Consider the following 14,160-nt stretch of genomic DNA (forward strand, 5'->3'; position numbering starts at 1 on the left):
ATTGATCTTGTTTTTTTGTCAGTTTCCTGATATGGTACGCGAGGAGGGACTTGAACCCTCACGCCATGGAGCATTAGTGCCTAAAACTAACGTGTCTGCCAATTTCACCACTCGCGCATATATGGTGCCGTTTATAGGACTTGAACCTACGACCTACTGATTACAAGTCAGTTGCTCTGCCAACTGAGCTAAAACGGCTTGTTACATTGCTTTATTATTATATAAAAAAAATATTTTTTTTCTCAAAAAAAATAATAAAAATTGTTAGCCTAAAACTAACAAAATTTAATTATTAATGAAGTTTTCCAATTTGATAGAATTTGTCTTGAATTGAACTTTTAATTTTAGCAATGGTAATACATACTGCGCCAATGCCAGCATGAATGGCAATATCAAGTGAAGTTTTTATACTCATTAGTTTAACTTTATTGCCGACAATTTCTTTAGATATTTTAACTAAATAATCTAAATCGCTACTATTAGCATGAATAAATATTAAATGCATTTCGGGATCGTTTTTATTAATCTTATCAGCCATATCTTTTATTTGCTTTTCAATTGATTTTAAAAATACCCGACCAATACTATCTTTTTCTAAAATTCCATTCTCTAGTTTAATAATTGGAACAATTTTCAATAATTTAGCGATGGCGGCAGCTGTTTTAGATAGTCTACCACCTTTAACTAAAGCATCATTATATTTGGGAATAAGTAATAATCTTTCATGTGGTTGATCAAAAATTTTCATCGCATTTTCTAGTGATTCCCCATTTTTTATACTTTCTTCAAATAATAATAAGTCTCTAACTATTAAATATGAAATCTTTTTTGATTGAACAACATGAACTTTTTTATTATCTTTAAATAATTGAGTTATGTTTGGAACTTGTGATGATAATTCAGTTGATATGCCATAAATAATGATTTTGTCATAATCATTTAAATATTTATTGACAGTATTTTCTGAAATGCCTGGAGGTGTAGCATATGTTAAGGTTTCTACTTTTTTGTTATTATCTCAAATCTTTTCAAACTCATCAACATTCATATCCACGCCATTTTGATAAATCTTTTTGTCAATTTCACTTTGCATTGGCAACATATCTCATCCAAAATCATTAGCTTCTTTTTTTGAAAGACCAGCTGATGAATCTATAATTATTTTAATTTTCATTTTCTCTCCTCCAATATCTTGTGTAATATTAAATAGATATATTATAATATGATATGTATTTTATTTATTTAAATAATAAATCTAGTTAAAAAACCAAAGGAAAACAATGGAAAAAAATGTATTAATTGACCTAAAAAAACGCAAAGTTTTTAATAATATTTCAAGTGAAGAAAAATTTTATAAATTAACAAATAATGTTGGGGTATATAGTGGTTTTGATCCGACAGCCGAGAGTTTGCACTTAGGCAATTATATCCAAATAGTTTCATTACTTCGTTTTAAAAAATATGGTTTTCAACCTATTGCTATTCTCGGGGGAATCACCGGAATGATTGGCGATCCCAGTTTTAGAAATAGTGAGCGTAAATTTCTTGATAATTTAACACTTGAAAAAAACAAAATAGCCATTAAAAAACAACTTGAATCATTCGAATTGAAAGTTATCGATAATTATGAATTCTATCAAAATTGAACATTAATCGATTTTCTAAGAAAAATTGGAAAATTAATTAATGTCAATTATCTACTAGAAAAAGATAGTATTGCAACAAGATTGTCATCAGGTCTGACTTTTACTGAATTTAGCTATCAATTAATTCAAGGATGAGATTTTAAAACCTTATTTGAAAAAAATAATGTAAAAATCCAACTTGGTGGCTCAGATCAATGAGGTAATATTACAACCGGACTTGAAATGATTAGAAAATTATACGGTGAAAATGCAGATGCTCTTGCGATTACAACTAATTTACTAGTCGATGAAAATGGTGTAAAATTTGGAAAAAGTACCGGTGGCGGTTCTTTATGACTTAATAAAGATATGACATCTCCTTATGCAATTTATCAATTTTTATTAAATCAAAGTGATGTGAAAATTGAGGAATATTTAAAATGATTAACTTTTTTAGATATTGATAAAATTGATGAAATTATTGCAAATCATAATCTTGATAGAAAACAAAGAATTGCCCAAAAAACGCTTGCTTATGAAGTTGTTAAAGATATTCATTCACGGAATATTGCAAATCATTGCATCAAAATTAGTGAAGCACTATTTTCAAAGCATGCTACTCTTAATTTAGAAGACATTGAGATGCTTCTTGGTTTTCTTAAAGTATATGAACTACCGTCTCATCAAGAAAAATTTATCGATTTTATTAAATCTTCAGGAATATCACTTTCAAATCGTGAAATTCGTGAATTCATTGCTAAAAAATCATACGAATTAGACGGTAAAATTATTGAAGATGAAAATTCAATAATTGAATTTAATAAATACAATCAAAAATATGCTTTATTAAAAAAAGGTAAAAAAGAATTTATTATTCTAAAAAACAGTTTGATAAAATAATGCTATTTATTGATGTAGTTATTCAACTAAAATAAATTTAAAGCAAGTTATGTTCTAACTTATTTTTTTTATTTTTATTTTTATCAAAAAGCTATTAAAAAATAAGAATTTTTTAAAAAAATGTCAAATTTTAAAATAATTTCTTTTTCTTTAAATTTGTTAATTTAAGAAAATAACAATATTTTTATAGTTTTTGTTTATTAATAAAGTTAATATTAATTAAATCAATTATTAAAATTTAATTTTTAAAATTTATATGTTAATATAAAAGTATGCAAATTTAATTTATTAATTGAGAATTTTGATAATTTGATAAACCAATTTTTAGCTTATGTTTAGAAAATGTAAAGTTGATTTTAGGATCTTTTCTTAGAATATCAAAAAACACCGTTCTATGTAAATTTATAAGTTAAAAAATTAAATTAATTCTAGGTTTTATTTAAAATCAAAATTCCTAACAAATAAATAAAAAAATGAAAGGAAAATTAAAATGAAACCAAAAACATTTTTTGCAAATGATACTTATCGAATTTTAAAAATTGGTTTTCTATCACTCTCCTTATTAGTGATTTTTAATATCTTGTTTATCAGAAATACAGCCGCAACCAATAGTTATTTAATTTTTGGCAAAAAAATACCATTTTATGAAGCATTTGAATCGAGTTTATATATTGAATATTTTACCATTGCTTTTTTATCACTGCTTGTCATCTCGGAACTATTATTTTTTGCTTTTACATTTATCAAAAAAAGAGAAATAAAAAGAAAATTGGATCTTTGTAGAAATATTCCGGCTGCCGCAACTAGTTTGGGTTTTGCAATTATAATCTCAGCAATTGCCATCGGTCTTAGCAGTGCATCACTTCGTAATTCTTATTATTTGAGTACATTAATTGTCAATATTATAATTGCCATTTATTATTTGTTGTATAACGTTTATAGATTTAGTATGTCACTACTTTATTCAAGAAATAAAATTACTTTAATGGCAAGTGAATCAAAAAAGGATTATTCAATATTCATTAGTACTATCAATTTATTAGTTTTATTAATGATTTCATTCATTATTTTTGCCGAAGTAAATGCTCACTATAGCATTTGACAACATAACTGTAAGACTGATGAGCGAAAAATAGGTATGGAATGTTATAGAAATATTCCAGAATCAAAATTTAACTTATCGAATTATATTATTATTTCATATAGCATTTTAATTATCTTCACAATTGCCACTTGTATATTAGCTTTTTTAACATTAAAAATTTCAAAGCTTCAAACTGTACTGTCGCAAAAAGTTATTAAGCCTATTCTTTATTCACTAATAGTAGCAATTTATGTTGCCTTTATGATTATTAACTTGATAAATGCCAATAATATCGCAATTTATTTAGCATATAGTTATATTATGGGTGGCTTTATAATCTTTTTACCCCTTGTTCCAAGAATAATTAAAAATTCAAATACTCAAAATGTAGAGATAAACAAATAAACATTAATATTTGAAATTAACAATTCATTTACACTAAATTAAAATAAAAATCAGCACATTATTAATGCTGATTATTTTTATACCATTATTATTTGGTTTTTTTGATTTCTTTAAGTCTAGCGCTTTTACCTTTAAGATCTCTCATGTAGTATAATTTAGCTCTTCTAACTTTGTTTCTACGAATTACTTCAATGTTTGAAACAAGTGGTGAATTAATTTTGAAAATTCTTTCGACACCAATTCCGTATGAATCTTTTCTTACTCTAATTGATTTATTAATTCCTTCACCATAAGCGGCAATAACTAGACCTTCGAATACTTGAATTCTTTCTTTATTGCCTTCTCTAATTCTGACATGGACTCTAACATTATAACCTTCTCTAATTTGAGGAAGGTCATTTCTAATTTGATCTTTTTCCACTAATTCTAATAATTTAGCTCTCATGTTTTTTCCTTTCTATAATATCTTTACGATTTTTTAAAGTTTTTAAATAAGCATTTTCTTCTCTTCATTTTTTTATTAAAGCGTGGTTTCCACTAAGAAGTACTTTTGGAACTTCCAGACCTTTATACACGGCTGGTTTTGTGTACTGCGGATAGTCTAGTAAACCATCTTCCCCTTCAAAACTCTCATTTTCATGACTTGATTTACGCAATACGCCAGGAACCAAACGCGCCACAGCTTCGGCAATTACCATGGCTGGAATTTCACCGCCAGTTAATACATAATCACCAATTGAAAGTTCTTCATCAACAAAATTCAATACTCTTTCATCAAAACCTTCATATCTTCCACATACTAATGTAATTTCTTGATATTTTGATAGATCATGAGCTTTTTGTTGATTAAACACTTTTCCTTGTGGACTTAGCAGGATTTTATAAGCATTAGGATTTTGTTGGAGCGCTAAATCAATCGGTTCAACTTGTAAAAGCATTCCATCTCCTCCACCATAAACAGTATCATCAACTTTGCCATGTTTATCTTTCGAAAACATTCTAAAGTCAATAATATTAATTTCGATGTGACCTAATTTTATTGCTTTTGCGATAATACTTTCATTTAAAAATGCTTCAAAGTATTTTGGGAATAATGTTAAAATGTTTATTTTCATATTCAAATTAAATTATTTTTTTGATAAATAATTAGCGTAAAAATTATCTTGTTTTAGTAATGTTTTAACAGTATCAGTTGGTTTTGCACCTTCTGATAGATATTTAGCAATTAATTCTTTTTTTAGATTTAAATCTTTTTTATGAGGGTCATAGTATCCCAATTCTTCGATGAATTTTCCATCACGTGAACTTCTTGCATCAGCAGCAACAATTTTATATGTTGCATAGAATTTTTTTCCAGTTCTTTTTAATCTTAATTTAACCATAATATTTCCTTTCTAAAAGTTTTAGCAATTTAATGACGAGATTATTTTACCACATATTTTTAATGTTAAGTAAAATTACTTGACACTTTAAAAAAAATTTGGATCTTTGCTAAAAATTAATATTATTTTATTTTAAGAAATATGTTATAAAATATAAGTATGAAAAATATAGATATATTAAAGAATAAACTAGAATATGCATATTCGCCATATTCAAATGTAAAAGTTGCTGCCTTAGCTGTAACTGAAGATAACCAAGAATATTATGGAGTTAATTGTGAGAATCCAGCATTCCCAAGCGGACTATGTGCTGAAAGATCAGCACTATTTGGCTCTGTTGCTTACGGTGCAAAAGTAGGCTCATTTAAAGAAATTCACATAATTAGTAATTTAAATCACGTTTTATTTCCATGTGGTTCTTGTTTACAAGTTATTGCACAATTTTTAAAACCTGATGGAATTGTTTATTTATATGACAACGATTTAAAAGATAAAAGAAAATATACATTAAAAGACGTTTTTCCAAATGCGATTGTAGAAAGTAGTATTGTAAATCACTAAAATTTATATTCTACTTTAGGTGAAGAGGTAATTAATAATGGCAGAACAACATGTATGCGATATGAAGCATATAAAAACTCATGGCAAAGATTTTGCTGACGAAATTAAATATTATTTAAATAAATATTCAATTTCGCAAAAAGAGTTAGCTCTAAGATTAGGTCTAAGTATTAAGCACATTAATTCAATATTACAAAACAACGTTATTGATGTGAGTGTATCCGTATTAGAAGCACTAGAATATGTATTTCGACTTGAAACTGGAACATTGACAGAAGTTTACCATGTATATTCTAATTTTAGAAATGCCTATACATTAGAAAATATTGAAAAAACATTAACTGAATTTGGAGTTAACTTTTTAATTGAACATCCTGAACTAGCGATAGCTGCTAATATAAGCATATATGAATCTACTCCAGCACACATTAAGTTAATGATGATTAAACGCTTTTATGGAGTGTCTAAATTATCATACTACAATGATTATTTGAGAGAGCATGTTTTAGCTGATGAATCGCATTATAAAAATCCAAACACCAAAATTTGGATAAGATTTTGTGAATTACTAGCTCTATCAAATAATAAAATTGAAAATTTTGGATCATTTAGAAAATTGATGTTTCAAACTAGCTTTAGGAAAATTTTAAAAATAATTATCAACACGAATTTAACATTCGAGCAAAAGATTGCTATGATTAAAGATTCTTTAGTTGTAAAGGGAATTGTTTTAGTGACAATGCCATTTATAGAAAATAGTTTAATAAATGCTATTACTTTAAAAAAAGGATCAAGAAGATACATTTTTTTATCAGATATGTTTCATTCTGAGGCTTATATTTTTTACTCATTATTACATGAAACAGTTCATTGTTATTTTCCAAATTATGATGAAAATCAAATTGATGAAAGATTATCAAAGGAGTATGAATCTTTTATAAAATCTAAAAAGAATGTATATCATAATGTTATTGGAGAAGCAATTAAAGCGCAAAATGATTTTATTAAGGCAAAAAAAGAAAATACAAATGTTGATATCAGTACTTTTTGGATTCCATTACAAGATAAATATCAATATGTTGCCTTCGAAGAATTAAATGTAACAGAAGATATTAAAAATTCGGAAAAAGATGAAGGTGAAGTTAGAATAATTCCTTGACCCGAATAAAAAATAAAATCAAAATTAAATAATAAAAGCTAGTAATGCCCAAGCAAAACTAGCTTTTTAAAATTAAATAATTTAAATTGTAGAATTAAACCTCTAATTTAACTGTATCAGTTTTTTCTAATGCCATACCAAGATCAGGGCAATAAATTGAAAAACTTATAAAGGGAACATTACTACTATCAGATGAGTTAAAATAAACTTTTAAAGGGTGTCCTCAAATATTGCGTTTTGCTCCCATTTTGAATTCAAAATATTTTGTAAATTCTTCGTCTTTTATAATCCTTTCATAAGCGTGATTTGGATCACTGCTTGGATTTTTAGGATTATCAAATTTTTTATATTTTTCAATTAATGAACTGATAATTTCATTTCTTTCTGGCCAAGAAAGTTTTCTACCTTCTTTAGTAACTCTAAATTCAAAACTTTCTTTTATATAGTCTAATTGACTTGTGCTTAAATAACCTTTTACCCTTTGATTAAAATTAATTCGTGGGTTAGTTATTTTTTTTGTATCATTAGCTTTTTCATTAGTGCATGATACTGCTATTAATGGAGCAACTGCAATAATTGGCAAAAATGATAAAAATATTTTTTTTGCTTTCATATCTGCCTCCCTTAAATCTTATAAGTATACTTGTCTAATATCTTCAATAGGGTGATGACTATTGTTAATAATATTTAGTGATCTAATTCTATATTCTAAATATATAGGATGTTTGGAATTTTTATCATCCGAAATCTTGATTTCAAACTCGAAATAATGATTAGCAAAATCCTTTTGATTAGGTAAATTTACTAAAAAGTATTTCATAAATATTTTATCATTAATTAGTTTTGTATGGTCTTGATTTGATGAATATTGAGAAATTAGTTTTTTTAAAATAACTTTTAAGTCATTAATATTTGTTTTTTTACCTTTTTCGGTTAATTTTAAGGTAGTTTTTTCATAAATATTTTCTAGTTTTGATGCGGACATTAAACTAACGTGTTCGGCAACAAAATGGTGAGCTAAATTACCACAAGGACATGGTGCTGTTGATGATAATTTAATGCTATTATTTTTTTTAATATCAGATAGAGCTGTTAAAATCACAATAGGAGCAATAGCAATGGTGGCCGTTGCTAGTGTAATTATTGTCATTTTTTTACTTAATTTCATAAACTAATTCCCTTCTAGTTTAACTACTTCATCTTTTGCTTCTTGATAGTTTTGATAGTCAAAACAAATTACATCATAGTATAGTTCAACACTTCTTGTCATTTCGTTAACTTTAAATTTAATATCAATTCGATGACTTTGACTAATTTTTGAGATATCAGGTTTATCCAAAAGGAAATATTTTTTAAATTCAGCATCTTCTCTAATTTTGTCACCCTTTCTATCTGAAGAGAATTTTTCATATTTCTTATTTAGTTCATTGATTACATCCATTAGTTTTGATGATCTACTAACTTTTTTGCCCTCTTTAGTTAATGAAAATTCAAATTCATTTTTAATTTTCTCAAGTTGGGCACCATTTAAAAGTAGTCTTTTTAGATCATCTCCTTGATTTGTATTACGTTGGTTTCTATCACGATTAAATGGATTATCACATGATATAGCAACAACAGGAATTGCCGCAAATGGAATGATTCCTAAAAGCCCGTATAAATTTTTCTTTTTCATATTGAAATTATATTCCTTTCTCATTGTTTGGATCTACTAATATATCTTGAAAATAGTCAAGACCATCAAAAGCAATTGGCTTTTTGATAAATTTTTGGTAAATAATTTTATCGAAGGTTTCATTGGCAATTTGATTTTCAAATGATATAACATAGGAAATTGTGTTATTAATATCATTAATAAAGTTAATGTTATCTTCAAGTTTTAATTTTTCTAAGTAATTAATAGTTAGATTGTTAATTTGTTGTTTATTTTTCTTAAAAAAACTGCTAAATTCTTTAATAGTTTTGGCATTAAAATTTAGATTATTTGTTTTAAGAAATGCTAAATATTTTTTCATTTCTTTAAAAATTTGTTGGTCGTTAAATTGGTAGTTATCTAAGCTGCTAATAAAGAATAAAATGTTGGTGTTTTCTGATAATATTTCTGAGAGAATAAATTCTTGGGTATTAGCTTTAAGTAGGGTAAAATCATTCTCTTTGTAAATTGATTTATTTTTCAAAAAATATTCTTCGTATTGATCAAAATTATCAATTAGCACAATGTTTGGTTTAAGATGAGGATTTATTTGACTAAATATTGAACTAATTTTTTCAATAATATTTCGCAGATTAGCATTAATGGCAAAAGCTTTGATGGGAATGTCAAATTTAATATCTTCAGCATTTGGATTTTTTTGATAGTAGTCTTCAATTATTCGATTTAAATGTTTTTGAATAATTTGATAATTATGTGCTCTCAATTTATTTGAAATATTGTGATTATTAATTTCATTGGCATAATCTTTATTTTTAAATTGGTAGTTATTTTTAACTATTTGGATTTGGTTATTGTTATTTTCTAATGCGACATATGGTTTTGAAATATTAATTAGTGCATCACGTAGAAAATGGTAATTTATTCCCGAACTGGTGGCCAAAATATTAATATCCTCCGGTGCTTGGCTTAACCAAATATCATCATTTTTTTCGATTAAACCATATTGATTAATTAGGTTGTTAATTAATGACCTAAAGATTAAGGCATTCGAATTAGTAATTTTATCAAAACTAAGTTGCTCATTCAATTCATTTAGTTTAACACCATAGTAAAGTTCACTAAAAGTATTGTTGAAATAGTGTTCTTGTGCAATTGGAAGTAAATTATTAATAATTTTATTGTGAGGTTGGTATTTTTTAATCTCTCGGCTATAGCTAATGTTATATTGAGTATACTGAGTTAAAATTTCCTGTTTTTGGTTAACATCAAGAGTATTAAAGTTTAGTGATGAAACAATATTTTGTGAAAAAGCATTATACATCTGTGTTCCAAAAGTTGAAGTTGAGATGGGAATTGAATTGTATTTAATGGTGATTTTTTCTAAATCATTTTCAGGTGGCCGGTAATCTTTATTTCTAACTAAATTAATCTCATTACTTTCATTTGCTGATATGAAATAATAAGATGAATACAAACGGTTTTGATAATTTGAAGCATAGTCAAATAGTCAATCAATTTGATTTTGAACAGAACCGTATTTTAGTTGAATATATTGATATGGCATCGCATCGACATAATTCGTATATAGAAAAATATTTTTAAAAAAGTCACTTAAGTCACGTTGCTCATCATTGATAGTATAAAAATCTAGGGTTTCTGACTGAAAATTAAGCAATTTATTTAGGTCAATGTGATACGAATTTAGATAAGAAATAAAATTATTGTTAAAAAGTGATTGGTTTTGTTTAATTAGTAATTTTTGCTCATCGGTCAAAACTAGTTTATGGTTATCTAACCATTTATCTCTAAATTCTTGATCTAGCAAAGCGACTTTTAGAATATTTAGTTTAAAGTCGTTTGCACTAATAAATGTTTTAGCTGTGTAATTTCCTTTATAATCCACTCAAAAACCACGGGTGCTGTCGATAGTAATACTGAAACCATTACTTTTATTTAATGATGCTAAAAAATTTGAATGGTTAATTGAGTTTTCCTTTGATGAAGGAATAAATAAATAAGGTAAGTTAAAACCATTTCCTTTGTCTTTTTTTGGATAAAAAACATTTGGTTTAGGTTTATCTTCAAGATCATATGAAACTTCATCAATTTCATCGGTAGTAAATAATTTATTTTCATTACCAATTTTAACTTGGATTGATTTAGCATATTCAAGTTGATAGTTTAATTCAGTTGGCTTAATGACAATACTATCCCTAAAATCAATTTGCGGTTGTTCTTTGGTTTTAATTCGTAGTAATTTTGCTTCAGTCATCAAGTTAATTTTTTTGATATTATCCGAAGCTGAATTGGGTTGGAATGTCGCTAATGAATTGTAGTCATTGGCATAATTTGCATAGTCAATAAAGACACGTTTATTTTGATTGAAATTATTTTTTTCACAACTTAGCGCCACTAGCGGTGCTAATGTCGTTAGTGGCAACACTAACTTTAAAAATATTTTCTTGATATTCTTCATATTATGCCTCCTTTAATTTCATTATTTTTTATACGACATGGCCATGAAAACTTAGTACAATAATCGTTAACACAATTGCTAAGGCAAATAATGAAAACGTCGTATAGAGAATTTTTGAACTTTGGTTTCTGGCATGAATAAACTCCGGAATAAGTTCAAAAACTGACATAAAAACAATAATTGAACCACCCATCGCAAATAGTGCTGGAGTTAGTCATTTAGTTAGGTCAAATTGTTCTCCTAAAAATGCTCCCATGAACATAAATGGAATAATTAATAGGAAAGTTAAAAAGTTGTATAAAATTGCCTTGCCCTTTTTTTCACCATACTGAATCTGACGATAATAAACAATAATTACTTCAATAATAATGTGAATATTAAAAGAAATTAGTAGGGGAAGAGCTGAACGGTAGCCAATGCCGCCTAAAGTTAGTGAATAAACAGAATAGCCAATAAAAATCCCGTCAATGATTCTGTGACTTAGAATCATAATAATGGCAAGTCAAGCAGCTTTGGGATTATCCATATCCTTAATAGAAATAAGGTGATCTGAGTGTGAATGTTCTTCATGATCTTTATGGATGTTAACATTTGATTTTTTAACTAGTTTAACAAATAGAAATCTTCCTAAAATTACTAAACTTAGTCCGATAAGGGAGCTTAGTCCAATAATCAGGGCCGTATAAAAGTTAAATTCTAGATCACTATTAAACAAGTTGTGGTTATTTTTCATTCTAGTAAATGCTTCTTGCAAAAATCCGACGGATCCAATCATTAAAAACATTCCAGCCGAAAAGGCATATAAATAAATATTACCTTTATTAGATGGTTTCACTTTAATAGCAGATAGTATCCCAAGAATAATTGTAGGAACTATTAGCAGAATAGCAATGTATATTAAAAGATTGACGAATATACGCAAGTATAAATTACCTGGAATCAGGTCTGCAGTAATAAACATTATCGATTTACTCCTTCTACAATTTTCAAATTATACATTATTTTTTTAATTTAACGCCAATAAAAAATGATAAAATTTATATAACTTATGAAAAAAACAAGATTATACCCTTTAATTTTAATGGCCCCAATTACTGCCGTTTTACCGGTTGCAATTTCATGCTCTACCACCCAAAAAGCTGAAACTTCAGCTTATTTAGATATTCAAAAAATCTCAAGAGTTTACCTAAATCGATTAAGCATTGGACAAATTGCTTCACTTCATAATAACGAAAAAATTTTCTACTACTATGATGTTAATAATCAAAAGCAGTACTTTGATGCAGCATTAGTGGAAAATAATAATTTAATGCTAATCAAAAATCAAAATGAAAAAATGGCATATAAATTAGATTTTCCTCATAGAAGTTCCTGAAAACAAGAGCTTAGTCAATTTGATAATTTTAATATTATTGAAAGTAATGAACCAAGTAATATTGTTGATTTTTTAAATTCATACACTTTTGATCAAATTGATACGGCCAATGGATTTAATGACGAGTGATTTTCAGTTTTAGCTGAAAAAAATAAACATGATTATAATCAATCGGGGGAACCATATTTTGCCGATATTCAAACAATTATTTTCCGTTTTATCCGTGATATTGATATTAACTTTTCAATTATGAACCGGAGATTTATTGTTAATTCTGAAAAGAAGAGAACAATTTTTAGCTCATTATTTCAAACTCAATACATTCAAGCAAAAGAATGACTAAAGCAAGATGATCAAAAAAACTTGTTTTTAGAATTATTAGAACTTTACTTAAATAAATTTAATGTTAATGTCAAAAAAATTATCGTTGATTGGAATAATGCGAAAGTTAGAACATCATATTCAGGAGCAACTGATTATGTTGAATTTGAAATTGATGACATTTTAGACTGAAATGGTAATTCAATTATGCCGGCAGACAAAAAATCAATTAAGTATTATATTAATAATTTTAGAAACTACAGTACTGCTCAAAAATTTGGTGTTGGACAAGAACTAAAAACCAAATATCCTTTATTTACTGACTATATTTCAAACCCGCTTTTATACATTAACGGAGGAAAATATTTAAACGTCGTTGATAATATTAACTATTTTATTAAAGGGGCAACATCAATTGATTATTGAAATGCCAAAGGGTTAATGTACTTATTTTCAAATTTCAAAGATGAGTTTTTCTATATTCCAGTGCCAGAGCACAAACAAAGTGAAGACAAAGAATATCGAATTGTTGATTTTAATTTTACCAACTACTTTAATACTAACCAACTAATTGAAGCAACCGTTAAGGTAACAAAATGAGATAATAGTGTGAAATACTTTACTTGAATTAGTTCTAATTTTGATGATCATGGTCACCGTCTAAAAGGAATGATTACTAAAAATGTTAAGCCACAAGATGTACAAGTTAGTGATATCTTTAGTTTTAAAAATAAAATTGAAGAAGCTCCTGAAGGAATTAAATTAGATGATTTTCTAAACACTAACAATAAAGATTCAGCATTCCAAATCTTACTTGAAAAAGCCGGTGAACATTTAGAACAACTTTTCTCATATTGAGATAATAATAGTCGTCGTAATTACGAAGCTGCTAAATTAACAAATGAGTCGTTTCAACTAAAAATCTTAAATGCTTATTTTAATAACTATTTACTAGCATATGCCTTAGAAAACCAAAAAGGCAAGATTCATAGCGGAGTGAAACGGATTGATATCAATGTCATTCCGGAACAATCGCAATTCGGAAGGGCGTACTTACGATTAGATTTTATGGGCTTTGCATCCGATGATGATTTAGCTTTTAAGTCTGAAAATGAAAAGAAATATCAGTCAGTGTATATATATTGAAATGGGTTTAAAGGTTATGGTCAAGAAGTTACTAAACTTTTTGATGTTGAAAAAATTGAGAAAGGAAAATAA

General features: G+C 26.9%; 14 protein-coding genes and 2 tRNA genes. 5 read left to right on the forward strand and 11 right to left on the reverse strand.

Annotation, left to right across the window (positions count from 1 at the left end; all coding sequences use genetic code 4):
* Positions 1-32: 32 nt before the first annotated feature.
* The 3 genes from DA803_RS00905 to DA803_RS00915 all read right to left on the reverse strand — a co-directional run bounded on the left by DA803_RS00905 (position 33) and on the right by DA803_RS00915 (position 1,174).
* Positions 33-117 (reverse strand) — tRNA-Leu (locus tag DA803_RS00905).
* Positions 118-122: 5 nt separating this feature from the next.
* Positions 123-198, reverse strand: a tRNA-Thr gene (locus tag DA803_RS00910).
* 94 nt (positions 199-292) lie between these two features.
* Positions 293-1,174 (reverse strand): DegV family protein, encoded by an 882-nt coding sequence (locus DA803_RS00915; RefSeq protein WP_114190766.1) that lies wholly within the window; start codon positions 1,172-1,174, stop codon positions 293-295.
* A gap of 106 nt (positions 1,175-1,280) precedes the next feature.
* Between DA803_RS00915 and tyrS the strand changes: the two genes are divergently transcribed.
* Both tyrS and DA803_RS06030 read left to right on the forward strand, forming a co-directional pair.
* Positions 1,281-2,525 (forward strand): tyrosine--tRNA ligase, encoded by a 1,245-nt coding sequence (gene tyrS, locus DA803_RS06025; RefSeq protein WP_114190767.1) that lies wholly within the window; start codon positions 1,281-1,283, stop codon positions 2,523-2,525.
* Between the two features lie 490 nt (positions 2,526-3,015).
* Complete coding sequence (locus DA803_RS06030) at positions 3,016-4,014, forward strand: hypothetical protein (protein ID WP_114190768.1); 999 nt, start codon at positions 3,016-3,018, stop codon at positions 4,012-4,014.
* An 88-nt stretch (positions 4,015-4,102) separates the two neighbouring features.
* On the opposite strand, the gene rplS is transcribed toward DA803_RS06030, so the two are convergent.
* Genes rplS through rpsP form a run of 3 tightly spaced genes read right to left on the reverse strand, consistent with a single transcriptional unit; the run spans position 4,103 to position 5,396 of the window.
* Positions 4,103-4,459, reverse strand: a complete 357-nt coding sequence (gene rplS, locus DA803_RS00930; RefSeq protein ID WP_114190769.1) for a 50S ribosomal protein L19 — start codon at positions 4,457-4,459, stop codon at positions 4,103-4,105.
* Positions 4,449-5,129: a tRNA (guanosine(37)-N1)-methyltransferase TrmD gene (gene trmD / locus DA803_RS00935; RefSeq protein WP_114190770.1), complete on the reverse strand. Its 681-nt coding sequence runs from the start codon at positions 5,127-5,129 to the stop codon at positions 4,449-4,451. Before trmD ends, rplS begins: the two co-directional genes overlap by 11 nt.
* Before the next feature lie 12 nt (positions 5,130-5,141).
* On the reverse strand, positions 5,142-5,396 hold the full coding sequence (gene rpsP, locus DA803_RS00940) for a 30S ribosomal protein S16 (RefSeq protein WP_114190771.1): 255 nt from the start codon (positions 5,394-5,396) through the stop codon (positions 5,142-5,144).
* 159 nt (positions 5,397-5,555) lie between these two features.
* On the opposite strand from rpsP, the gene DA803_RS00945 reads away from it, so the two are divergent.
* Together DA803_RS00945 and DA803_RS00950 are read left to right on the forward strand one after the other, a co-directional pair.
* Complete coding sequence (locus DA803_RS00945; protein WP_114190772.1) at positions 5,556-5,957, forward strand: cytidine deaminase; 402 nt, start codon at positions 5,556-5,558, stop codon at positions 5,955-5,957.
* Between the two features lie 37 nt (positions 5,958-5,994).
* Positions 5,995-7,125 carry a helix-turn-helix domain-containing protein gene (locus DA803_RS00950; RefSeq protein ID WP_114190773.1) on the forward strand — a complete coding sequence of 377 codons (1,131 nt, stop codon included), beginning with the start codon at positions 5,995-5,997 and terminating at the stop codon, positions 7,123-7,125.
* An 85-nt stretch (positions 7,126-7,210) separates the two neighbouring features.
* Here the strand turns inward: DA803_RS00950 and DA803_RS00955 are convergent, their stop codons facing one another.
* From DA803_RS00955 to DA803_RS06040, 5 genes are read right to left on the reverse strand one after another with little or no spacing between them, the layout of a single operon-like run.
* A complete protein-coding gene (locus DA803_RS00955) occupies positions 7,211-7,729 on the reverse strand; it encodes a hypothetical protein (protein WP_114190774.1) in 519 nt (172 codons plus the stop codon).
* A gap of 18 nt (positions 7,730-7,747) precedes the next feature.
* Entirely contained in the window at positions 7,748-8,284 is a 537-nt protein-coding gene (locus tag DA803_RS00960) for a hypothetical protein (RefSeq protein WP_114190775.1), read from the reverse strand.
* Positions 8,285-8,287: 3 nt separating this feature from the next.
* Positions 8,288-8,791: a variable surface lipoprotein gene (locus DA803_RS00965; RefSeq protein WP_114190776.1), complete on the reverse strand. Its 504-nt coding sequence runs from the start codon at positions 8,789-8,791 to the stop codon at positions 8,288-8,290.
* A gap of 7 nt (positions 8,792-8,798) precedes the next feature.
* Positions 8,799-11,246 (reverse strand): OppA family ABC transporter substrate-binding lipoprotein, encoded by a 2,448-nt coding sequence (locus DA803_RS06035; protein WP_114190777.1) that lies wholly within the window; start codon positions 11,244-11,246, stop codon positions 8,799-8,801.
* A 28-nt stretch (positions 11,247-11,274) separates the two neighbouring features.
* Positions 11,275-12,207, reverse strand: a complete 933-nt coding sequence (locus tag DA803_RS06040; RefSeq protein WP_114190778.1) for a ZIP family metal transporter — start codon at positions 12,205-12,207, stop codon at positions 11,275-11,277.
* Between the two features lie 87 nt (positions 12,208-12,294).
* Between DA803_RS06040 and DA803_RS06045 the strand changes: the two genes are divergently transcribed.
* Positions 12,295-14,160, forward strand: a complete 1,866-nt coding sequence (locus DA803_RS06045) for an MAG3240 family lipoprotein (protein WP_114190779.1) — start codon at positions 12,295-12,297, stop codon at positions 14,158-14,160.

It is taken from the genome of [Mycoplasma] phocae, from assembly GCF_003332325.1.
In the GTDB taxonomy this organism is placed as follows: Bacteria; Bacillota_I; Bacilli_A; order Mycoplasmatales; family Metamycoplasmataceae; genus Metamycoplasma; species Metamycoplasma phocae.